The 20,613-nt window shown below is 59.2% G+C and carries 21 protein-coding genes; 12 read left to right on the forward strand and 9 right to left on the reverse strand.

What is annotated here, in order from left to right; genetic code table 11:
• Positions 1-101: 101 nt before the first annotated feature.
• The 5 genes from kdsB to ABGT66_RS12410 form a co-directional block, all read right to left on the reverse strand.
• Complete coding sequence (gene kdsB / locus ABGT66_RS12390; protein WP_346691024.1) at positions 102-824, reverse strand: 3-deoxy-manno-octulosonate cytidylyltransferase; 723 nt, start codon at positions 822-824, stop codon at positions 102-104.
• A gap of 259 nt (positions 825-1,083) precedes the next feature.
• Positions 1,084-1,443 carry a hypothetical protein gene (locus ABGT66_RS12395; protein ID WP_346691025.1) on the reverse strand — a complete coding sequence of 120 codons (360 nt, stop codon included), beginning with the start codon at positions 1,441-1,443 and terminating at the stop codon, positions 1,084-1,086.
• 89 nt (positions 1,444-1,532) lie between these two features.
• Entirely contained in the window at positions 1,533-2,231 is a 699-nt protein-coding gene (locus tag ABGT66_RS12400; protein WP_346691027.1) for a YjjG family noncanonical pyrimidine nucleotidase, read from the reverse strand.
• 1 nt (position 2,232) lies between these two features.
• Positions 2,233-2,868 (reverse strand): M48 family metalloprotease, encoded by a 636-nt coding sequence (locus ABGT66_RS12405; RefSeq protein WP_346691029.1) that lies wholly within the window; start codon positions 2,866-2,868, stop codon positions 2,233-2,235.
• A gap of 40 nt (positions 2,869-2,908) precedes the next feature.
• Positions 2,909-3,865: an MBL fold metallo-hydrolase gene (locus tag ABGT66_RS12410; protein ID WP_346691030.1), complete on the reverse strand. Its 957-nt coding sequence runs from the start codon at positions 3,863-3,865 to the stop codon at positions 2,909-2,911.
• 107 nt (positions 3,866-3,972) lie between these two features.
• Here ABGT66_RS12410 and ABGT66_RS12415 point away from each other — a divergent pair, with 107 nt between their 5' ends.
• From ABGT66_RS12415 to ABGT66_RS12425, 3 genes are all read left to right on the forward strand, one after another.
• Positions 3,973-4,734 carry an enoyl-CoA hydratase-related protein gene (locus ABGT66_RS12415; protein WP_346691032.1) on the forward strand — a complete coding sequence of 254 codons (762 nt, stop codon included), beginning with the start codon at positions 3,973-3,975 and terminating at the stop codon, positions 4,732-4,734.
• 110 nt (positions 4,735-4,844) lie between these two features.
• Positions 4,845-5,081: an AbrB/MazE/SpoVT family DNA-binding domain-containing protein gene (locus ABGT66_RS12420; protein ID WP_300260713.1), complete on the forward strand. Its 237-nt coding sequence runs from the start codon at positions 4,845-4,847 to the stop codon at positions 5,079-5,081.
• A complete protein-coding gene (locus ABGT66_RS12425) occupies positions 5,078-5,485 on the forward strand; it encodes a PIN domain-containing protein (protein ID WP_346691034.1) in 408 nt (135 codons plus the stop codon). The genes ABGT66_RS12420 and ABGT66_RS12425 overlap by 4 nt, the downstream gene beginning before the upstream one ends.
• A gap of 73 nt (positions 5,486-5,558) precedes the next feature.
• On the opposite strand, the gene ABGT66_RS12430 is transcribed toward ABGT66_RS12425, so the two are convergent.
• Positions 5,559-7,040 (reverse strand): carbon starvation CstA family protein, encoded by a 1,482-nt coding sequence (locus ABGT66_RS12430; protein WP_346691036.1) that lies wholly within the window; start codon positions 7,038-7,040, stop codon positions 5,559-5,561.
• A gap of 291 nt (positions 7,041-7,331) precedes the next feature.
• A complete protein-coding gene (locus tag ABGT66_RS12435; RefSeq protein WP_346691038.1) occupies positions 7,332-8,945 on the reverse strand; it encodes an Ig-like domain-containing protein in 1,614 nt (537 codons plus the stop codon).
• A 301-nt stretch (positions 8,946-9,246) separates the two neighbouring features.
• Between ABGT66_RS12435 and ABGT66_RS12440 the strand changes: the two genes are divergently transcribed.
• A complete protein-coding gene (locus tag ABGT66_RS12440; protein ID WP_346691039.1) occupies positions 9,247-9,657 on the forward strand; it encodes a helix-turn-helix transcriptional regulator in 411 nt (136 codons plus the stop codon).
• Between the two features lie 106 nt (positions 9,658-9,763).
• Here ABGT66_RS12440 and pepF read toward each other — a convergent pair whose 3' ends face one another.
• Positions 9,764-11,599, reverse strand: coding sequence for an oligoendopeptidase F (gene pepF, locus ABGT66_RS12445; protein WP_346691040.1), 1,836 nt, complete (start codon positions 11,597-11,599; stop codon positions 9,764-9,766).
• A 141-nt stretch (positions 11,600-11,740) separates the two neighbouring features.
• Between pepF and ABGT66_RS12450 the strand changes: the two genes are divergently transcribed.
• Together ABGT66_RS12450 and ABGT66_RS12455 are read left to right on the forward strand one after the other, a co-directional pair.
• Complete coding sequence (locus ABGT66_RS12450; protein WP_346691042.1) at positions 11,741-12,919, forward strand: MalY/PatB family protein; 1,179 nt, start codon at positions 11,741-11,743, stop codon at positions 12,917-12,919.
• Positions 12,920-12,931: 12 nt separating this feature from the next.
• A complete protein-coding gene (locus ABGT66_RS12455; RefSeq protein WP_346691044.1) occupies positions 12,932-13,711 on the forward strand; it encodes a fumarylacetoacetate hydrolase family protein in 780 nt (259 codons plus the stop codon).
• Between the two features lie 126 nt (positions 13,712-13,837).
• Here the strand turns inward: ABGT66_RS12455 and ABGT66_RS12460 are convergent, their stop codons facing one another.
• Positions 13,838-14,539, reverse strand: coding sequence for a GntR family transcriptional regulator (locus ABGT66_RS12460; RefSeq protein ID WP_346691046.1), 702 nt, complete (start codon positions 14,537-14,539; stop codon positions 13,838-13,840).
• Positions 14,540-14,722: 183 nt separating this feature from the next.
• On the opposite strand from ABGT66_RS12460, the gene ABGT66_RS12465 reads away from it, so the two are divergent.
• The 6 genes from ABGT66_RS12465 to citF all read left to right on the forward strand — a co-directional run bounded on the left by ABGT66_RS12465 (position 14,723) and on the right by citF (position 20,585).
• Complete coding sequence (locus tag ABGT66_RS12465) at positions 14,723-15,709, forward strand: tripartite tricarboxylate transporter substrate binding protein (RefSeq protein ID WP_294194297.1); 987 nt, start codon at positions 14,723-14,725, stop codon at positions 15,707-15,709.
• Between the two features lie 126 nt (positions 15,710-15,835).
• Positions 15,836-16,273, forward strand: a complete 438-nt coding sequence (locus ABGT66_RS12470; RefSeq protein WP_346691047.1) for a tripartite tricarboxylate transporter TctB family protein — start codon at positions 15,836-15,838, stop codon at positions 16,271-16,273.
• Positions 16,274-16,291: 18 nt separating this feature from the next.
• Positions 16,292-17,794: a tripartite tricarboxylate transporter permease gene (locus ABGT66_RS12475; RefSeq protein WP_346691049.1), complete on the forward strand. Its 1,503-nt coding sequence runs from the start codon at positions 16,292-16,294 to the stop codon at positions 17,792-17,794.
• Positions 17,795-17,866: 72 nt separating this feature from the next.
• Positions 17,867-18,133 (forward strand): citrate lyase acyl carrier protein, encoded by a 267-nt coding sequence (gene citD, locus ABGT66_RS12480; RefSeq protein ID WP_300260730.1) that lies wholly within the window; start codon positions 17,867-17,869, stop codon positions 18,131-18,133.
• Positions 18,134-18,154: 21 nt separating this feature from the next.
• Positions 18,155-19,021: an aldolase/citrate lyase family protein gene (locus ABGT66_RS12485; protein WP_346691050.1), complete on the forward strand. Its 867-nt coding sequence runs from the start codon at positions 18,155-18,157 to the stop codon at positions 19,019-19,021.
• Between the two features lies 1 nt (position 19,022).
• Entirely contained in the window at positions 19,023-20,585 is a 1,563-nt protein-coding gene (gene citF / locus ABGT66_RS12490) for a citrate lyase subunit alpha (protein ID WP_346691052.1), read from the forward strand.
• Positions 20,586-20,613: the final 28 nt, after the last annotated feature.

Consider the following 20,613-nt stretch of genomic DNA (forward strand, 5'->3'; position numbering starts at 1 on the left):
TATGTCTCCTTAGCGTAATTTCCGAAAAAAGGCAATAAGCCAACAGCGGGCGCTGTGTTATGCGTCCTTCTCACCGTTTACAGAGCGCGGCGGAAATTACATCACGGAGCGGCGAAGTATTTCGCTATCTTTACGAGGTCGTCTGGGGTGTCTATTTCAATAGTGTCGCGCAGGGCCTCGACGCAGCGTATCGCGCAGCCGCGTTCGAGGACGCGCAGCATCTCGAGGCTCTCCGTCTTTTCGAGCGGAGTCTGCGCCGACTCTGCGAAATCGAGCAGGAAATCCCTGCGCCAGCCGTAGGGGCCGATGTGCTTGTGCCAGACGCCGCCAGCGTTGCGCGGATAGGGAATCGGCGAGCGGCTGAAGTAGAGCGCGCGTCCGCGCGCGTCGAAGACGGCTTTGACGACGCTCGTGTCCTCGACCTCCTCCATGCGCTCGATGCGCTTCACGAGCAGCGCGAGCATCACGGACGGGTCGGCGTCGAGCGCCGCGACGAGCGGGTCTATCATGTCCGCTCCCACGAGGGGGTCGTCCACCTGGACGTTCAGCACGTAGTCGGAGGGCACGCGCCGCGCGACGTATGCGACGCGGTCGCCGCCGCTGGGCAGCTCGGGCGGCGTCATGACGGCCTCGCCGCCGTGACGTGAGACGAGCTCCGCTATGCGTTCGTCGTCGGTCGCGACTATAACTCTGTCTACGTTGGAACATTTGGAAACGTTTTCCAGTATGCGGACTACGAGAGGGATTCCGGCAATCTCGATCAACGGCTTGCCCGGAAGCCGCGTGCTGGCGTATCGTGCGGGTATCACTGCAAGGGTCTTCATCCCTCTAACCTCCTTCGCGGGCAGCCTATGCAGTGTATGGCCGCGTTTCGCGGCTTTCTCGGCTGCCAAATCTTGGTTAGATGCTGAGAATAATACTAAAGGCTTTTTTTGTCAATTGGGAAATTTCAATTTTTTGTCAGTCTGTAACAGTCACGGAAATGGGGGCGTTCTGTCCAGAACGCGGGGCGGCGGAGAAAAAACAAACGCCGGAGCGTATCCGGCGTTTGCTTATTTTTTGCGGTTTTCCGGAAATCGGGCGCTACAGCTCTTCGAGCTCGTAAATAGTCCAGCGCAGCGACTCCGCGCGGCGGCACTCCTTGTAGTCGCCCTTCAGGTAAAGGTCCTTGAACGACGCGGAGCCGCCCGCCTCTATCTCCGTCTTTGCGATGTAGACGTCGCCGAGCTCGCGCCGCCGCCCGTCTACGAAGGCGAGCGCCGCGTTGAATACGATATCCTTGTCGCCTCGGTTGAGGATGGTCACGCTCACGCCCTCCTCCGTTACGCGCAGCCCTCTGTATATGAGCGGCTCGCCCTCGGGGATGTAGCCCCTCTTCGCGAAGGCCGTGGCCGCGCCGCAGAGCGTCAGCACCAGTACGACAGCCAGCAAAATTTTCTTCAATCCAATACCTCCCTGCACGTTCGTATGCCGCGGTTCTATTATAACGGAAAAGCCGCGCGCTTCAAAAGCGGCGGCTCTTCGCCTGCGGGCTATTTCCCGCGCAGTATTTCCAAAATTTCGCGGAGGTCGCGTATTTCGCAGTCGGGCTTCGCGCCCGTCGCGTTTTCCGCGCCGCCGGGGTTGTACCAGCAGCTTGCGATTCCCGCGCGGTTTCCCCCCTCGATGTCGCTCGTCAGAGAGTCGCCGACGATTATCGAGCTTCCGCGTTTGTCCTCGCCGATCTCGCGGAAGACCGCGTCGAAGAATTCCGCCGCGGGCTTTTCGTATCCGATTTGCTCCGAGAGGAATATCCCGTCCATCAATTTGTCGAAGCCGGAGCGCGCGAGCTTGCGCGTCTGCGCCGCGACGGTGCCGTTCGAGACTGCGTACTGGCGGAACTCGCCGCGCAGCGAGGCGACGAGCCCGTCGCTGCCGTCGCGGTAGGCTATCGTGTCGCCGAGGCGCGTCTGGTAGGCCGCGTTGAACTCCGCGGGCGGAGGGCCGGAAATCCCCTCGGCGGCGAAGAAGTCCTCGAAGCGGCGCGTGAGTATCTCGGCCTTCGTCAGCTCGCCGCGTTCGAGCGCGCGCCAGTAATTTCTGTTAATTTCGGAGTATCTCGCAAGCATCGCGTCCGTGCATAGGCCGAGGCCGAAGTCGGCGAAGAGCGCCCGCATCGCCGCCTCCTCCGCCGCGCCGAAGTCGAGCAGCGTGCCGTCCACGTCCCATAAAATCGTGTCGAAGTGCGCCATTTTAGTCCGGGAACTTCGCGTTAGGGTCGAGCGCAAGGATTTTGTTTCTGATGTGGAGCATACGGCGGTCGTCGGGCGGGTGGGAGTTGAAGCCGCTCGGCTGCGTCTTGCTCACCGACGAGAGCTTTTTGATGGCGCTGTACATGCCGACGGGGTCCTCGCCCTGCGAGTAGGCGAGCTCGACGGAATAGTCGTCCGCCGCTATCTCCTGCTCGCGGCTCCAGCCGGAATTTACGAGGTTCGCGCCGATGTTGACCGCGACTCCCGCGAGGCCGTCGCCGAGGATGTTTCCGAGTATCGCGGAGGCGAGCGACAGCCCCGCCGCGCGGTTCGCGCCGCTCTGGTGGTGGTTGAGCTTCACGTGGCCCGCCTCGTGCGCGAATACGGCGTAGAGCTCCGCCTCGGTGTCGAGCAGGTTCAGCAGCCCCGTCGTCACAGTCACCGATTCGCCGTTCGTGACCCAGGCGTTGGGGACCTCCTCGTTCTGTATGGAGAAAGGCAGCTCCGTCAGCCCGGTCGGCACGGCGACCCTGTTCCACACGCGCCGCGCCTGCTCGTGCGAGAGCGCCGCCTCGGACATCTGGGCGGCCCCGGCGAGCAGTATCAGCGCGAGCGCGAAAATTTTCAGCTTCTTCAAGATTTTCCGACCTCCTCCGCGCCGCGTGCGGCGGCGCAAGCTATTTGCCGCGGCCGTGCGCGTACCAGCAGGCGAGCCCCTGTATGTTCAGCTCCAAATCCCAGCCGTTCGCGCGCTCAATCTCGGCGCGGCGCGAATCCAGTCCGTGCGCCGTGATGTTGGCGCTGTAAAGCTCCTTCAGGCGGCGGCTCAGCTCTTCACGCTCCCCGCGCGAGGCGAGCGCTATCTCGACATATTTGTCTACGCCCGCTTTGAGGCTCGCCGCGGCCTCACCGACGTTCGTCAGGCAGCCGAAGTGCGTCAGATAGACGGTCTCGGGCGCGAGCGCTACGATATGGTCTATCGTCGCCTTCATAGCCTCGGGGTCGAACTGCACCGGCGAGGCGGTGACGATGACCCAGCGCCTGTGCGGATCGGTCTCCATGCACTTGTAGGAAATGCCGAAGGCGTCGCCCGAGAAGAGCGAGCTCGTAGCGCGCTCGAAGAACATCATGTGGTGCTTCGCGTGGCCCGGCGCGTCGATGCACTCAAGGCGCATATCGCCGATTTCGAGCGTCTCTCCGTCCTGCGGCGCGAGCACGCGCTCCGCGGGCACGGGGATGATTTCGCCGTAGAGGCGCGCCGTCGCCTCCGGCCCGTAGACCTCCCTGACCCCCTCGACGAGCTTCGCCGGGTCTATCATGTGGCGCGCGCCGCGCGGATGCACGACGAGGCGCGCGTTCGGGAACTCGCGCATATACGAGCCCGCGCCGCCCGCGTGGTCGAGATGGACGTGCGTCACGCAGACGTACTTCACGCTCTCGCGCGGGACGCCGAGCTCTGCCATCGCCGCAAGCACGTGCGGCACGGAGCCGTTGTGCGCCGTCTCGACAAGCGCGGCCTCGTCCCCGCTCTTCAGCAGGTAGACCATAACGGCGCCCTCGCCTCCGTCGTAATGCGCGTCTATCCCGTAAATTCCGTTCTTATAGTCGTAGATCATGACAATCCTCCAAAGCAAAATTCATCTGCAATGGTAATGCCTACGCCGCCGCACCGTCAATATTTTCCGCTACGGCGCGCTGTGCTAGAATTGCCGCCGTGAAGAACACTCCGGGAGGTCTCTCAATGAAATACGTGTCGCTAGAAAAGAATGAACGGACCGCATGGGTTGCGATGAACAGGCCGGAGGCCATGAACTCGCTGACCGCGGAGCTCTGCGCCGAGCTCGTCGAAGCCTTCGCAGAATGCGAGCGCGACGCGGAAATCCGCGCCGTCGTGCTGACCGGCTCGGGGCGCGCCTTCTGCGCGGGCGGCGACCTGCCGACGCTCGCCGCGCTGAAAAGCCGCGACGAAGCCGAGGAATATGTGAAAACGGCGAGCCGCGTCGCGCTCGCCATAGTGCGCTCCGCGAAGCCCTACATAGCTATGGTGAACGGCGCCGCCGCCGGCGCGGGCTTCAACATAGCGCTCGCCTGCGACTTCCTCTGCGCCTCGAAAAATGCAAAATTCACGCAGGCCTTCAGCTCCATCGGCCTCATCGCTGACTGCGGCGGCAACTTCCTGCTCCCGCGCCTCGCAGGCCCGCGCGAGGCGAAGCGCCTCATGATGCTGCCCGAGAAGCTGACCGCCGACGACGCGGAAAAGCTCGGCCTGACGACGCTCGTCGCAGAAGACTCAGAGCTGCGCGAAAAAACCGCAAAGCTCGCCGCGCGCCTCGCCGCCATGCCGCCGCTCGCGCTCGCCGAAATAAAAAAATTCGTCAACGAAGCGGACATCTTCGAAGCAACGCTCCGCCGCGAAGAATCCATCCAGTCCCGCCTGATACTAGGCGAAGAATGCAAAGAAGGAATAACCGCCTTCTTCGAAAAACGCCCGCCGAAATTCTAGCGGCGGCAAAAACCGCCGCACCAGTTGACCTCCGCCGTGATTTACGCCATACTTAACGCAGAAGTAGGAATTTTATAAAAGTAATACTTTTATGATAAGGAGGAAAAATCATGACGGAGGTCGCGACTGTATCGCCGAAGGGACAGGTGACGATTCCAAAGGCGTTCCGGGACGAGCTCGAGATAAAGCCCGGCGACAGGGTGTTTTTCATAAAGACGGAGGACGGCATCGCGATATTCAAGCCCAAGAAAAGCCTCGAAGACTACCGCGGCTTCCTCAAGGGGCGCGCTCCGGAGGAAAGCTTCGCAGAAGCGCTCGCGGCGCACGTCATGGGCGAAGAGCGATGAGCGTTTTCGTAGACGCGAACGTCTTCATAAGATTCTTCGCGTGGGACGACGAAGCGCAGGCCGAGGCCGCGGAACGGCTCTTCACGGCGGCGCGCGAGGGGAAGACCCGCCTCGTAACCGGGCCGCCCGTATTCTTCGAGCTCGCGTGGACGCTCGGCTACCGCTATAAAGTCGCGCGCGGCGAAATCCTCGACATAATCGAGGCCGTGCTGGCCTTCCCGAACATGACCGTGACAGACGGGCAGCTCGTGCTCGCCGCCGTCGCGCTCGCGCGCGAGACGAACTCGGACTTCGCCGACTCGTACATAGCGGCGAGCGCCGCGGCCCACGGAGCCGAAAGCGTCGCGACGTTCAATAAAAAGCACTTCGCAAAGCTAGGCTGTAAGATATTCGACGAGCTTTAGCCGCATACAAAAAGCCGCCGCCCGCGTCGCAACACGCGGGCGGCAGCTTTGCTTTACGGGAATTCCCCCCGCTTTACCCGAGCTTCTTATCCTGATAGGGCTTCACGCATTTCAGCCAGAAGAGCGCGAAGCACGCCGCGGCGAAAATTATGCCGAGCGGATATGCGACCGACGCCGCGGCCTCGACGGCCTGCGCGCCGGAGAGCACCGTGCCCGCGACCGCGCGCGAAATCATCGGGCCGAAGCCCTCGGGCGCGACCAGGATGTACGTGCTGCACACCGCGGACATAAAGACCGCGGGGATTGCGACGGGCCAGAAATTATGACGCACGCGCGCGAGGAAGGCCGCCGCCGTCCAAAGCGTAATCATCGCGAGCGTCTGATTCGACCACGAGAAATAGCGCCAGATAATCTGGAAATTTATCAGCGAAAGCGCGCCGCCGCAGAGCAGCAGCGGAAGCGAGAGCATAAGCCGCTTCGAGTGCGGCTTCTGGTCCACGCCGAACCAGTCCGCGAGCGTCAGACGCGCCGAGCGGAAGGCCGTGTCCCCCGACGTAATCGGGCAGACGATGACGCCGAGCATCGCGAGCACCGCGCCGACAGGACCGAGCAGCGTGTGGCAGATGTCGTAGACGAGCGCCGACTGCCCCGCGAGGCGCGTCGTCGCCTCCCACAGCCCGCCCGTGCCGTTATAGACCGTCACGCCCGCCGCGGCCCAGATAAGCGCGATAACGCCCTCCGCAACCATCGCGCCGTAAAAGACCTTGCGCCCTTCGTACTCGTTCCGAATGCAGCGCGCCATCATCGGCGACTGCGTCGCGTGGAAGCCCGAGATGGCTCCGCAGGCGACCGTGATGAACATCAGCGGCCAGATAGGCAGCCCCTGCGGATGCAGATTCCCGAAGCTGTGCCACATCTCCGGCATCTCGTAGCCCTGCGCCACCATACCGCCGCCGACGCCAAGGCACATGATAATCAGCGCCGCGCCGAAAAGCGGATAGAGCCGCCCGATGATTTTATCGATAGGCAGAAGCGTCGCGAGGAAATAGTAGACGAGAATGACCACGAGCCAGAAATGCATGTCGAGCACCTCAGGCGTAAGCAGCGCGAGAAGCCCGGCAGGACCGATAGAGAACGTCGCTCCGACGAAAACGAGCAGGACTACGGAAAATACGCGCATCACGGTCTGCATCACCGGACCGAGATAAACGCCGACGATCTCCGAAATGCTGCTCCCGTTGTGCCGCTCCGACAGCATGCCCGAGAAATAGTCGTGCACGCCGCCAGCGAAGATAGTCCCGAGCACTATCCAGAAATAGACCACCGGCCCCCACAGAGCGCCGGACAGCGCGCCGAAGATAGGCCCGAGCCCGGCGATGTTAAGCAGCTGGATAAGAAACGACTTCCACAGCGGTAGCGGAATATAGTCCACGCCGTCCGGATGGTCGATCGCCGGCGTCTTCCGTTCGTCCGGCGGCAGAAGCCGCTCAACAACCTTCGCGTAAACGGCGAACCCCAAAATCAGAGCCGCAAGCGCGATAAAAAACGTAACCATAAAAATTCACCTCTTAACCCGAAGCCTAAATATCGGGCGGTTTTATAATTTACCTTATAACACTTGAGCAAAGACAAGTCAACCGGCAAAGATATGCCGATTTGTGCAGCAAGCAATGCCATTTTTGGGATATGTAAAAATTTCGTCTCATGACAAAAAGACGAATATTACTTGCAGTCAGTGCAGGGGAAGAAAATATTGCAAAAAACGATATTTTCAGATGCAAAAAGGCCGCGCGTGAAGCGCGGCCCATTGGGGAAGCGGTGCTTATTCGGATGCTTCCGAAGAGCACTATTTCTTTCTCATGCGAAGAAGCGGAAGAGCCGCAAGCAGCGCAAGCGCGCCGAAGCCCGCCGAGCAACCGCCGCCGCCCGAGCCGGACGGCTGAGGCTTCACGTCGTCGGATGTAACAGGAGGCGTCGGCGGCACTTCTTCCTCAGTTACAGTTACGGTGCAGGTGGCATAAACACTGTCATCGTCTGCTAAAGCTGCGGTGATTATCGCCGTCCCCGGCGCGACAGGCGTAATTTTCCCGTCAGTGTCAACCGTAGCAACTTTTTCGTCCGAGCTCGACCACGTCAGCGCCTTTTCAGTGGTGTTGTCGGGCGTAAAAATGACACGAAGCGTAAATGTCTCGTTCATGGCAAGTTCGATGGCGTTGGTTTCAAATGCAATGCTCTCGGCATTGACTACAACATAGTAATTGCCGTTTTCGTCCTTAGCCGTCTGCGGGAGGTTGGTTAACCCAGTAAGCCCTTCGCAGGTAGCTAAATCTGTGCTGAACGTACCCGCGGTAATTGTCGTGTTCTCGTCGCTGGCGTTAGTCATAGCAACCGCACTTTTTCCTTCAGCGCCAGTAAATGTTCCTCCAGTTATATTGAGGGCACTGAATTTATTTTCTGTACCTGCAACATTCATGTTAGCTTCGGCAATAGCATATCCGAATTTACTTACAAGTGTTGCATCTCCAGAAATATTAACAGACATTTCTCCGGCGTAGCCGGTATCTCCAACGCTACCGTGCGATAAAATGGAAAGTGCCGCACCAGTGTTCATAGAGCCATCGTTTTGTCCAACAGGATAAGTATAAGAATCATCAAACGCGCCAGTGCCTTCAAGCGTACCGCCGCTCATATTGAGCGTACCAGCTTTCATCTGTATTCCATCGTAACCAGTTACGGTTCCGCCAGTGATATTTATAGTTCCAGCTTGAGGTTGATATATCGCACAAGTTTGTTCAGAGACAACCTTGCCGCCGTTTATTGTTATAAGTGTGCCGCCATTGTTAACACTGTCGCGTCTGCCATTTCCGCTAATTGCAAAAGCATCGCTTTTGATTTCGCCATCGTTGAGAGTCAAGGATGCCTGTTTGCCTATTACAAAAGCTCCGACGCCCTTACCATAAAGCAAAGAGTTGCCATTGACTACAGCAGATGCTTTATACGTTGGCTTATCATTTAGATTTCCGCCAGATGTGTCTGCATAGATTGACAACGCATTATCACTCGAATCGATGTTTACGCTGTTAAGTTCAATTGCAGCATCCGCTCCTGCATCCGACGGCTGAACGCGTGCGCCTTCTGCAATACCGTCATTATTGGCTGATTTTATAGTCCCGTTTGATAACGTTAATTTACCATTAGTAATATAGAAAACAGGCGTTGCTTCACTTGAGCTAGTATCATGGTTGCGTGTTATCGTATAGCCGCCGAGGTTAATATTGGTGTCTTTCGTGATGATGAACATGATGTTACCGGACATATCCGAAGTAACATTGATGTCTTCGTTTCCGGCAAGCGCTTCCGTCAATTCCTGTGGCGTTGCCACATCCACCGCCATTGCCGCCGATGCGAACAGCGCTGTGCACAGCGCGGCGGCGAGCATGATAATGCCTTTTCTCTTCAATTTGTGCCTCTCCTTTCGAAGTTCCTCTCTGTTCTGCCTCTGCCTTGAAAGATACCCTGCGCGGAATTTGCCGTGATGTTCTGAGACGTTCCGCCCCCTTTGCTTCGCAATAGGTGGAGCCTGATATTGCTTTTTCTTCGCTTATAGCGAATCTACTTTCGATTTATTGTAGAAATATATCGACGTAAAGTCAATATTTGTTTATCGTTATTCGCTGTATATCGAAAACTATTTTTACAATAGGTTAATAGCCCTTTCACATATTTTTATAAAGAATCTAAAAGGAGGGGGCGAATACCTTATGTGGAAAATTCAGAAATACAGGATAAATAGCGGGTACTCGCAGGAACGCCTCGCCGAGGCTGTAGACCTTTCCACGAGTTACATATCTGAGATAGAAAACGGCAAGAAAAGGCCGTCTATGAAAACTCTCGAAAAAATCGCCGCCGTCCTCGGCGTGCCGCTGGTCGCGCTGATGGACGACGGGCCGGACGCGGAGCAGAAGAAGGACCTTTTCGTACAGTGCCCGTTTATCGCGTACATGGATTCGCCCGCGGCGCTCGCAGAGCTGAGCGGCATCACGAAGGAGATTTTTTCTATAGTGACGGAGCTGCCGGTCGAGGAGAAAATCAAGGTTCTGGCTTACGCGCGCGATTTGAAGAAGCTGTCGGATTTGACGAAGGGCGGCGCGCCGGAAGCGCACAAGAGTTAAGAAACGCCCATACGATTTTGCATACTGCACAGATACGCAAACAGCCGCCCTCCGGTTCGTCTCGGAGGGCGGCTGCTGCGCGTTCTGTTAAATCCGGGGGCTTCGGCTATTTTGCCAGCTCTTCCATTTCGTCGAGCGTTTTTTCGAACTGCCTGACGACGGCTTCGACGGGCTGCGGGGTGCTCATGTCTACGCCCGCGCCTTTGAGCAGCTCGATCGGGTAGTCCGAGCCGCCTTTGGTGAGGAAGTTCAGGTAGCGGCGCGTCGCGGGCTCGCCCTGTTCGAGTATCGCGGAAGCGAGCGCGGTGGCGGCGGAGTATCCCGTCGCGTACTGGTAGACGTAGAAGGGCGTGTAGAAGTGCGGGATGCGCGCCCATTCCATTTTGAGCGGCTCGTCTATCGTTATTGCTTCGCCGTAGTATTTTCTGTTGAGCTCGTACCAGAGCTGTTTGAGGCCGTCGGGGGTAGTGTCTCCGCCTTCGGCGGCGCGTTTGTGGACTTCGCGCTCGAACGACGCGAACATCGTCTGACGGTAGACTGTGGTACGGATGTTTTCGAGACGGCGGTTGAGCAGGTAGAGGCGCTTTTTCCTGTCGCCGGTCTCTGACAGCAGGCCGGAGAGGAAGAGCACTTCGTTCGTCGTCGATGCCACCTCGGCTGTGAAGATGCAGTAGTCTGCTGTCGCGTAGGGCTGGTTTCTGCGCGAGTACCAGCTGTGCATGGAGTGGCCCATTTCGTGGACGAGCGTCATGACGTCGTTGAGGTTGTTCGTGTAGTTCATGAAGATGTACGGATGCGTGCCGTATGTGCCCCACGAGTATGCGCCGCTGCGTTTGCCTTTGTTGGGGAATACGTCGGCCCAGCCGCCCTCGACGCCGGCTTTTATCTGTTCGAGGTACTGCCCGCCGAGCGGCGCGAGGTAGCGGTACATCATGCGCTTCGCGTCGCTCCACGCTATTTCTTTGTATGGGTCTTCGACGAGCGGGACGTAGAGGTCGTACATGTGGAGCTCGCGGACGCCGAGCATCTTGCGGCGAAGCTTCATGTAGCGGTACATCGGAGCGAGGTTGTCTTCGATTGTGGAGACAAGGCTGTCGTAGACGGAGACGGGGATGTTGTCGGAGTCGAGCGCCTCGTCGAGCGGCGAGCCGTAGCGGCGGCATTCGGCGTAGAATTTCGCGGCTTTGAGCATTCCGTCGAAGGTCGCGCCGATTGTGTTTTTCATTTTGCCGTACGGCTCGTAGAGCGAGGCGAAGGCGGCCTTGCGCACGGAGCGTTTCGGCGAGCGCAGGTAGGCTACGGCGCGTTCTTCGGACATTTCGACTTTTTCGCCCTTTTCGTCGCGTACCGGCGGGAATTCCATGTCGGCGTTGGTGAGCATGGAGAAGGCGTTGTCGGCTGTCTGCGCCATATCGCCGGAGCGCGCGAGGATAAGCTCTTCGGATTCGGTCAGCACGTGCGCTTTCTGGCGCAGCAGCTCGCGCAGCGGGAACGCGTATTCTGCGAGGCACGGCGACGCTATGAACTCTTTCAATTTTTCTTCTGGCATCGCGAGTATCTCCGGCGTGACGTAGCTCGCCGCGGCGGAAAATTCAACGGCGAGCGCGGAGACGCGGTTCGCGGGCCCCTGGCGCTTCGAGTCGCCGGTGTCCTCGTGGCTTTTCATATTCGCATAGACGTAGAGCTTTCCCAGCTCTATCGAGAGACCGTCGCGCAGTTTGAAAAATTCCAGCATTTTCTCCGGCGACTGCGAGAGAGCGCCTTTGTAGGCCGCGAGCTCCGGCAGGCGCGCCTTTATCGCGGCGAAGGATTTTTCCCACTCCTCCGCCGTCGCGTAAATGTCCTCGAGCTTCCATTTGTATTCCGCGGGCATCGCGGCGCGCTCCGGCAGCGACGAGCCGCGCCCGAGCTCCAGTTCTTTCTTCTTTATATCTGTTTTCAAAAAAATTCCTCCATTCAGGGTTGTTCGTCTGCATATTCTTTAGCGTTCCACAACTATTTTATACTTGCGCGGGAAGTCGCGAAAGTAGAAAATATAAAATGAATAAATTACGGCTGCGGCCATGAAACGGAGGGCTTTTGGATGCAATACGATTTTGACAAATATATGGAACGCCGCGGGACGGAGTGCGAGAAGTGGGACGGAATGACCGAGGACTTCGGCACGAACGACCTTCTCGCAATGTGGGTCGCCGACATGGACTTCCCCGCCGCGCCCGAAATTCTCGACGCGATACGCGCGAAGCTCGACGAGGGCGCGCTCGGCTATCCGCTCATCCCCGATTCGCTGCGCGACGCGGTGCGCGCGTGGGAGCGCGACCACTACGGCTGGGAGTTCGGCCGCGAGGCGGTAAGCTGGGCCTGCGGCGTCGTCGCTGGGCTCTCCTTCGCTACGATGGGGCTGACGAAGCCGGGCGACCAGATAATCATCCAGACGCCGGTCTACATGCCCTTCTATAGGACGGTGCGCGAGGCCGGACGCATCATCGTCGAAAATCCGCTCGTCTACAGAAACGGCCGCTACGAGATGAACCTCGAGGAGCTCGAGAGCCTCGTCACGCCGACCTGCCGCACGCTCATCCTGTGCAGCCCGCACAACCCCGTCTCGCGCGTATGGAGCCGCGAGGAGCTCGAGGCGCTCGCCGACATCGTGCGCCGCAAGGACATGATAGTCATAGCCGACGAAATCCATCAGGACCTCGTCTACAGCGACGCGAAGCACACCTGTCTCGGCTCTCTGCCCGGCATGGACAAGCACGTGCTGACCTTCATAGCGCCCAGCAAGACCTTCAACATCGCGGGGCTGAAATCCTCCGTCGCCATAATCCCGGACGAGCGGCTCCGCGGCATATACGTCTCGGTGCTCGAACGCTTCCACCTCAATTCGCTGAACATCTTGGGCATAGCGGCTATGGAGGCGGCCTACGGCAAATGCGGCGAATGGCACCGCCAGCTCATGGAATACCTTGAGGCCAACCGCGACTTCACCGAGCAGTTCGTAAAAGAGCGTATGCCGAAGGCGCACATGGACCACCCCGAAGGAACCTACATATTCTGGATAGACTTCCGCGGCTACGGCTTCAACAACGAAACGCTGACCGAGTTCCTAGTCAAAGAGGCGAAAGTAGCGCTCGACCCCGGAAAATGGTTCGGCGCTGCGGGAGACGGCTTCGCCCGCATCAACATAGGCACGACGCGCGCGCAGCTTAAAGAAGGGCTCGAACGCATAGCTGCGGCGCTCGAAAAAAGAGAAGGCAAGTAAAGGCGCACCGCGATGAAGAAAGACACACCGACGCTCTACTGCCGTTTCATGGTCGACGGGCGCGCCTACAGCGGACAGATACGCGGCGCGTCGGTCGATATAGTCGAGGGCGACCCCTTCGCCGGCATCACGTCGCAGATACGGCTCAGCTACCCCGTCGAGCGCGTCAAATTCCTGCCGCCCTTCGCGCCTAAAAAAATCTGGTGCGTCGGACGCAACTACGTCGGCCACGTGAAAGAGCTCGACCACGATATCCCGGAGGAGCCGCTGATATTCCTCAAAGCGACTTCGGCAGTCACGGGAGCGAACGATTTCATCCGCATCCCGGAATGGGCCGGCCCGATACATTACGAAGGCGAGCTGGCCGTAGTCATCGGCAAAGGCGGGAAAAACATCCCCGAGGAAAACGTCTGCGAACATATCCTCGGATATACGATAATGAACGACGTGACGGCGCGCGCGCTGCAAAACAAGGACGGGCAGTGGACGCGCGCGAAGAGCTTCGACACCTTCGCGCCGCTCGGCCCCGCCGTGCTGCTCACGAAAGAGCTGCCCGCATCCACGCGCGTCGTGACGCGCCTCAACGGCAGAGTCGTCCAGGACGGCGCGATAGAACAGATGATATTCCCGATACCGCGCCTCATCTCGCACATCAGCCGCTTCGCGACGCTCGAAGAAGGCGACGTAATCTCCACCGGCACACCGCAGGGCGTAGGCGAAATAAAGCCCGGCGACCTCGTCGAGGTCGAAATAGAGCCGATAGGCAAACTGCGTAACATCTGCGGGGAATAGCGGAAATCCGCGGGAAATATTGCGCGGCGGCAAATTAACGGCGGATTAAAACTCGCGTGAAACTTTGGAAAATAAAGAAAAAACGAAGCGGCGCTCTGCGAACGAGCGCCGCTTCATCTATTCTATCTAGTTTTGCTCCTTCGGCTCCGCCTTCCTGAGCCGCCAAAGCTTCAGATAAGTTTCCAGAGAATCGCGAAGATGTATGGAGGTTGCGCGCGCCGCTCCTTCGTAGTCCTTAGCTGCAATGAGCCGAAGAATCTCCTCGTGTTCGCGCAGCGCCTGCGCCGTGCGCGACGGCTCCTTGAACGAGGTGAAGCGGAAGGTGCGCAGATATTTGTGCGTGCTCTCGATCTGTTCCTTGAGACGCGGCATTCGGCAGAACTCGTAGAGTCTGTCGTTGAACTTAGCCGTCCATTTGCATACATCGTCGCGGTTGCCGGCGAGCCGCGCGTCCTCAGCCATGCGGCAGTAATACCCAAGCTCATGGATTTCGTCCGGCGTTATCCGGTCTATGACGATCTTGACCGCGCAGACCTCGAGCGCCTCGCGTATCGTGTAGTACTCGCGTATGTCCTCTTCCGTATATTCCGATACGATGAGCCCCTTGCGCGGCACGGACTTGATGAGCCCCTCGCTCTCGAGCATACGCAGCGCTTCGCGCACCGGCATACGGCTCACGCCGAGCTGCTCCGCTATCTCGGTTTCAATCAGCCGCTCGCCGCTCGGTATGTCTCCGTCAAGTATCCGCTTGCGCAGAAGATTTGCGACCTCTCCGCGAAGCGTGCTCCGCTTCGCCAATTTCAGGCCCGCGTCTATAGTTATCGTCACACCGTTACACTCCCAACTCCTTATGCTTGTCTTTAATACTAACATAAAATTTAAAATATTCGCATGGGCAATTTGTTCGTAAAAAATTTGCCTTATTGACTTTTCGTCCGCTAGGTATATTATATTACTTACCGCGGATACATGGATACATGGATACACAAAAAATTTAAGGGGGAATTTTTTATGAAACGTTCAGCGGTAGCAGCATTAGCGGCATTGTTCATCGCGGTATTCGCCTTCGCGGCCTCGGCTGCGGACAGCTATCCTTCGAAGCCGTTCGAGTTCATCGCCCCAGCCGGCGCGGGCGGCGGATGGGACACGACGATACGTCTCGTCGCGAAGACCCTCGGCGAGCTTCAGCTCATCACCCAGCCGATGCCCGTCACCAACAAGCCGGGCGGCGGCGGCGCGGTCAGCCTCGCCTATATCCAGCGCAAAGCGAAAGACCCCTATGTCATCACGGTTTTCTCTCCGCCTCTTCTTCTTATCAACCTCACGGGACAGACACCGCTCGGCTATAAGAACCTCACGCCTATCGCGCGTCTGATCGACGACTACGGCGCGTTCGCGGTTCCGAAGAACTCGCCCTACAACACCATCAACGACGTTGTGGAAGCGATAAAGAAGGACCCGAAGAGCGTCAAGGTCGGCGGAACGAGCTCCGCTGGAAGCATGGACCACGTGCAGTTCCTCCAGGCGATGCGCGCGGCCGGAATCACGAACCTTAAAGAAATCCCGTTCATCTCACTCCAGGAAGGCGGGCTTGCGAACCTCATGGGCGGACACATCGACCTCTTCTCGACCGGTATGGCCGAGACGGTCGGAGCTCTTGAGTCCGGCGACATTAAGGTCCTCGCCATCACCGCTCCCGAGCGCGTAAAGACCGGCCCGCTCAGCGCCGTCCCGACGCTCAAGGAATCCGGCATCGACACGGTCTTCATCAACTGGCGCGGACTTTTCGGCGCACAGCAGATGGGCAACGAAGCGCGCGACATTATGGCCGACGCCCTGAAGAAGATGTCCGAGAGCAAGGAATGGCTCGACCTCTGCGCGAGAAACGGATGGGACCCCGTCTACATGGGCCCGGACGAGTTCACGGCTTTCCTCGAAAAGACCAACGAAGAGTACAAGTCCATCCTAGCCGAGATCGGCTTCCTCAAGCAGCAGTAACAGTAATCTCAACGCGATAAAGCAACAGAGCTTCACGCATCATAAAAATTAGGCGGCAGGCGGAGCGTTCGCAAGAATATCCCTATCCCTGCCGCCTGTCCTGTAAAAAGAAAAGGAGTGAGGAATGTGAATTCGGATAAAGTCGTCGGCGTCTTTTCTCTGGCGTTCAGCTTCGCCTACATCGTTGCGGCGTGGCTCCTGCCGGACGCGGCTATCGGAAATCCGATGGCGCCGAAATATTTCCCTCTCGGAGTCGGCGCTATAGCTTTTATCTGTTCCGCAATGGTTCTCATGCGCGGCATCAAGCGCGGGTACGTCCCCAAGAAGAGCAAGGCCGACCCCGGCTACTGGGTGCTCATCGTCGGGCTTATAGTCTGCTGCCTCGGATATGCGGCAATCCTTGAGCTCGCCGGCTTCATCATAAGTACGACGCTGTTCCTCGGCGCGATGCTTTTCCTCGTCAACGGCGTCAAGGGCTGGATTGCGAACATCGCGGTTTCCGTCATTTTCTCCGTCGGCGTATGGTACGTCTTTACTAAGATGTTCCTGTTCACTCTGCCGTAACGAAGGGAGGACAATTTTATGGAAGTCTTAAGTCTTTTATTCTCCGGCTTCGCGCAGGCGCTGACCTTCACCAACATGGTGTGGCTGACTATCGGCTCCGCTCTCGGAACGGTTCTCGGCATGCTCCCGGGCATAGGGCCCAGCACCGGCATAGCGCTGCTTATCCCGCTCACCTTCACCATGAGCCCCGACACTGCGCTCGTCACGATGTGCGCCATTTACTACGGAGCGATGTTCGGCGGCTCGCGCAGCTCGATACTCATCAACGTCCCCGGCGACGGAGCCTCTGTCGCCTCCTGCTTCGACGGCTACCCGATGGCGACGCAGGGACGCGCGGAAGCGGCTCTCGCCATCTCCGCGATAGCTTCCTTCATCGGCGGCATGATATCGACGATAGCCTTCGTCGCGATAGCCGTCCCGGTCGCGCGCTTCGCTCTTAAATTCGGCCCGCCGGAATACTTCATGCTCATGTGCTTCGCGCTCGCGGCGACGGCGGCTATATCTAAGGAAGCTATGCTCAAGGGGCTTCTCTCGATGTGCCTCGGCCTCATGATTGCGACGGTCGGCATCGACCCGCAGTCCGGCGCGATACGCTTCACCTTCGGCCTCACGGCGCTCCAGACCGGCATCGACGTCGTCGTCGTCATCATCGGCGTCTACGGCTTGGGCGAGGTCTTCCAGAATATGGAGACTATAAAATCCGAAGTCGCTATCAAGATACAGTCCAAATTCGGCCGCATCTGGGTCACAATGGATGAGTTCAAACGCTGTCTGCCGGCGATTCTGCGCGAGACGCCCATAGGCTTCTTCGTCGGAGTCCTCCCCGGAGCGGGCGGCACAATAGCGGCTCTCATGGCTTACAACAACGAAAAGCAGTGGTCGAAGGAGCCCGAGAAGTTCGGCAAGGGAGAAATCATAGGGCTGGCGGCCCCCGAAGCGGCGAACAACGCCTGCTCCGTCGGCGCGCTCATCCCGATGATGACGCTCGGCGTCCCCGGCTCCGGCACGACCGCCGTCATGCTCGGCGCTCTTATGATTCTCGGCATGCAGCCCGGGCCGCTTCTTTTCGAGCAGCACGCTGACGTTGCGTGGACGGTTATCGCGAGTATGTTCATAGGCAACGTCGTCTGCGCCATCATCAACCTGCCGCTCGCGAGCCTCCTGGTCCGCATCCTCGCGGTTCCGACGAAGATACTCTACCCCGCAATAGTAGCGGTCGCCTTCATCGGCGCGTACACCATCAACTTCAGCGTCGTAGACTTCGTGGTTCTCGTCGTCCTCGGACTCTTCGGTTATTTTATGAAGAAGTACAAGGTGCCGACCTCGCCGATGATACTGGCTGTCGTCGTCGGAGCCTCCATGGAACAGTCCTACCGTCAGTCGATGATGCTCGCGGACAACGACCCGTCGATATTCTTCCGCGGCGGAATCTGCTGGGTGCTCTTCTTCCTGACGATATTCTCCATCGCGTGGCCCTTCATCAGCGATTGGCGCAAGAAGCGGAAGGCCGCGGCGGCGTAAGGGGCTATAATAAGAAACGTTTGTGGGGAAGCCTCGGCTTCCCCGTTAATTTAACGGAGGAGTGATGATTCGATGGAACTTCTTCACACGGCAAGCGCGGGGACTTTGGAGTCGTCGGACTGCGTCGTTACCGTTTCGCCCTGTGAGAGATTCGAGCTCGACTACCGCGGCGCGAACAGCGTGATTTTCGCGAAGCGCACCGAGGGGCTGGTCAGGGAGATGCTTGACAAACATTCCGTCAGCGGCGCTAGCGTCGTTATACAGGACCAGGGCGCTATAGAGATTACGATAAAGGCGCGGCTCGAGACGGCTCTGCTGCGCGCGGCGAAGGGGGAATAGGCTATGCGCCCGATGCGTTCGATGCTTTATATTCCCGCGAATTCTCCGGGGATGCTGCAGCACGCGCCTATCTTCGGCTGCGACAGCATCCTGATAGACCTCGAGGACGCGATCGCCTACACGGAGAAGGATTCTGCGCGCGTGATGGCCTCGTGGTTCCTGCGCGAGTTCGATTTTAAGGATTTGTTCGTGACGGTGCGTCTCAACGGCGCGGATACGGAGTTTTTTGAAAAGGACATAGAGACGATAATCCCCTGCCGCCCGCACGCGGTGCGCCTGCCGAAGTGCAATTCGGAGGCGGACGTGCTGCTCGCCGACGAGAAGATAGGCGAGGCGGAGGAAAAATGCGGCATGGAGCGCGGCACTGTGCAGCTTCACGCTATGGTGGAGACGGCGCTTGGCCTTGAGAACGCCTTCCGCATCGCCTCGGCCTGTCCGCGCGTGACGGCGCTGACGCTCGGCGGCCAGGACTTCACCGCCGACATGGGAATCCAGAAGACGCGCGGCGGGCGCGAGCTTTTCTACGCGCGCAGCCGCATAGTCGCCGCGGCGCACGCGGCGGGCGTCGCCTCGTTCGACACGGTCTGGACGGACCTCAACGACCCGGAGGGGCTTTACAACGAGTCGAAGGAAATCGTCGAGCTCGGCTTCACTGGCAAGGCCTGCATACACCCGGGGCAGATTCCGACGATTCACAAGGCTTTCATGCCCGAGATGGCGGAGCTGCGCAAGGCTCTGCGCGTCGTCGAGGCCGCCGAGGCCGCGGAACGCGAGGGCAAGGGCGTAATCTCGGTCGGCGGCAAGATGGTGGACGCGCCGATTGTCGCGCGCTCGGCGCATCTGCTGGCGCTCGCGGAGCTTTACGGAATCGAAAGGGAGGCGCTCTAAGATGAAGACGGCTGTAAATTCTCTCGGCAGGATAGTGCCTCTTGAAGTTCCGGGCGCGGGGGCCTTCGAGCCATATTCCTCGCCATTCGGCAGAATAGCGGCGGCCTCGGGAATGCGCTCCGCGCCGAAGCCGGTGCGCGCCGCCGTCCCGTGCCGCGACAAGCGCGCGAAATCTCTGCGCGACGCGATAGAAAAGTCCGGCCTGCGCGACGGCATGACGATATCCTTCCACCACCATCTGCGCAACGGAGACGCCGTCATTCCGATGGTTCTCGCCGAGCTCGACGCGATGGGGTTCAAGAACCTGACCTTCGCGCCCAGCTCGATTCCGGACGCGCACGACTGCGTGGCGGACTACATCAGAAGCGGGCTCATCGGCAAACTCTACACGTCGGGCGTGCGCGGCGAGCTCGGGAAGCTGCTCTCGAGCGGCGAGGCCGATATCCCCGTAATCATCCGCAGCCACGGAGGACGCGCGCGCGCCATCGAAGAAGGCTCGATACAGATAGACGTCGCCTTCCTTGCGGCCCCGGCCTGCGACTGCCTCGGAAATATAAACGGCGTACAGGGCCCGTCCGCCTGCGGCTCGCTCGGCTACGCGATAACGGACGCGCGCAGCGCGGCGCACGTCATAGCGATAACGGACAACCTCGTCGAATACCCGCTTTCGCCTAAAATCTCCATCCCGCAGTATCTGGTCGATCAGGTCGTCGTCGCGGACAGCATCGGCAATCCCGCGAAGATCGCGACCGGAGCGGCGCGCATCACGCGCAATCCTGTAGACCTGAAAATCGCGCAGGACTCCTTCCGCCTCATGAAAGCGGCGGGCGTCGTGCAGCCGGGCTTCTCCTTCCAGATGGGCGTCGGCGGCGCTAGCCTCGCGGTGGCCTCCTACCTCGAGGAGTACATGGTCGAGAAGGGCATCGTCGGAAGCTTCGGCCTCGGCGGCGTCGGCGGCTACATGGCCTCGATGCACGACAAGGGGCTTTTCCGCACCGTCTTCGACGTGCAGTCCTTCGACGCGGTGGTCACGAAGTCGATGCTCTCCAACCCGAACCACATAGAGATAGACGCCTCGTGGTACGCGAACCCCTTCAACGCAGGCGCGGTCGTCAACAACCTTGACTGCGTCGTGCTCGCGGCGCTCGAGGCGGACACGGACTTCAACGTCAACGTGCTGACCGGCAACGACGGCGTTCTGCGCGGAGCCTCCGGCGGACACCAGGACGCGGCGGCGGGCGCGGCGCTCTCAATAGTCGTCTGCCCCTCGTTCCGCGGCGGCGTGCCGTCGATTAAGAACCGCGTCACGACGATAACGACGCCGGGCGAGACGGTGGACGTGATCGTAACGGAGCGCGGCATCTGCGTGAACCCGCGGCGCGCCGAAGTTCTCGAAGCGGCGCTGAAGGCGAAGCTCCCCGTCATAGACATCGAGAAGCTCAAGGGCGAGGTCGAAAAGCTCACTGGCGTCCCCGAGCCGATAGAGTTCGACTACGACAGGCTCATCGCCGCGGTCGAGTACCGCGACGGCACGCTCATCGACGGAGTGTACGCGGCGAAGTAGCTGCGCGTCCGCGCAAAAGATAGCGAAA

The organism is uncultured Cloacibacillus sp. (genome assembly GCF_963926575.1).
Taxonomy (GTDB): Bacteria; Synergistota; Synergistia; order Synergistales; family Synergistaceae; genus Caccocola; species Caccocola faecigallinarum.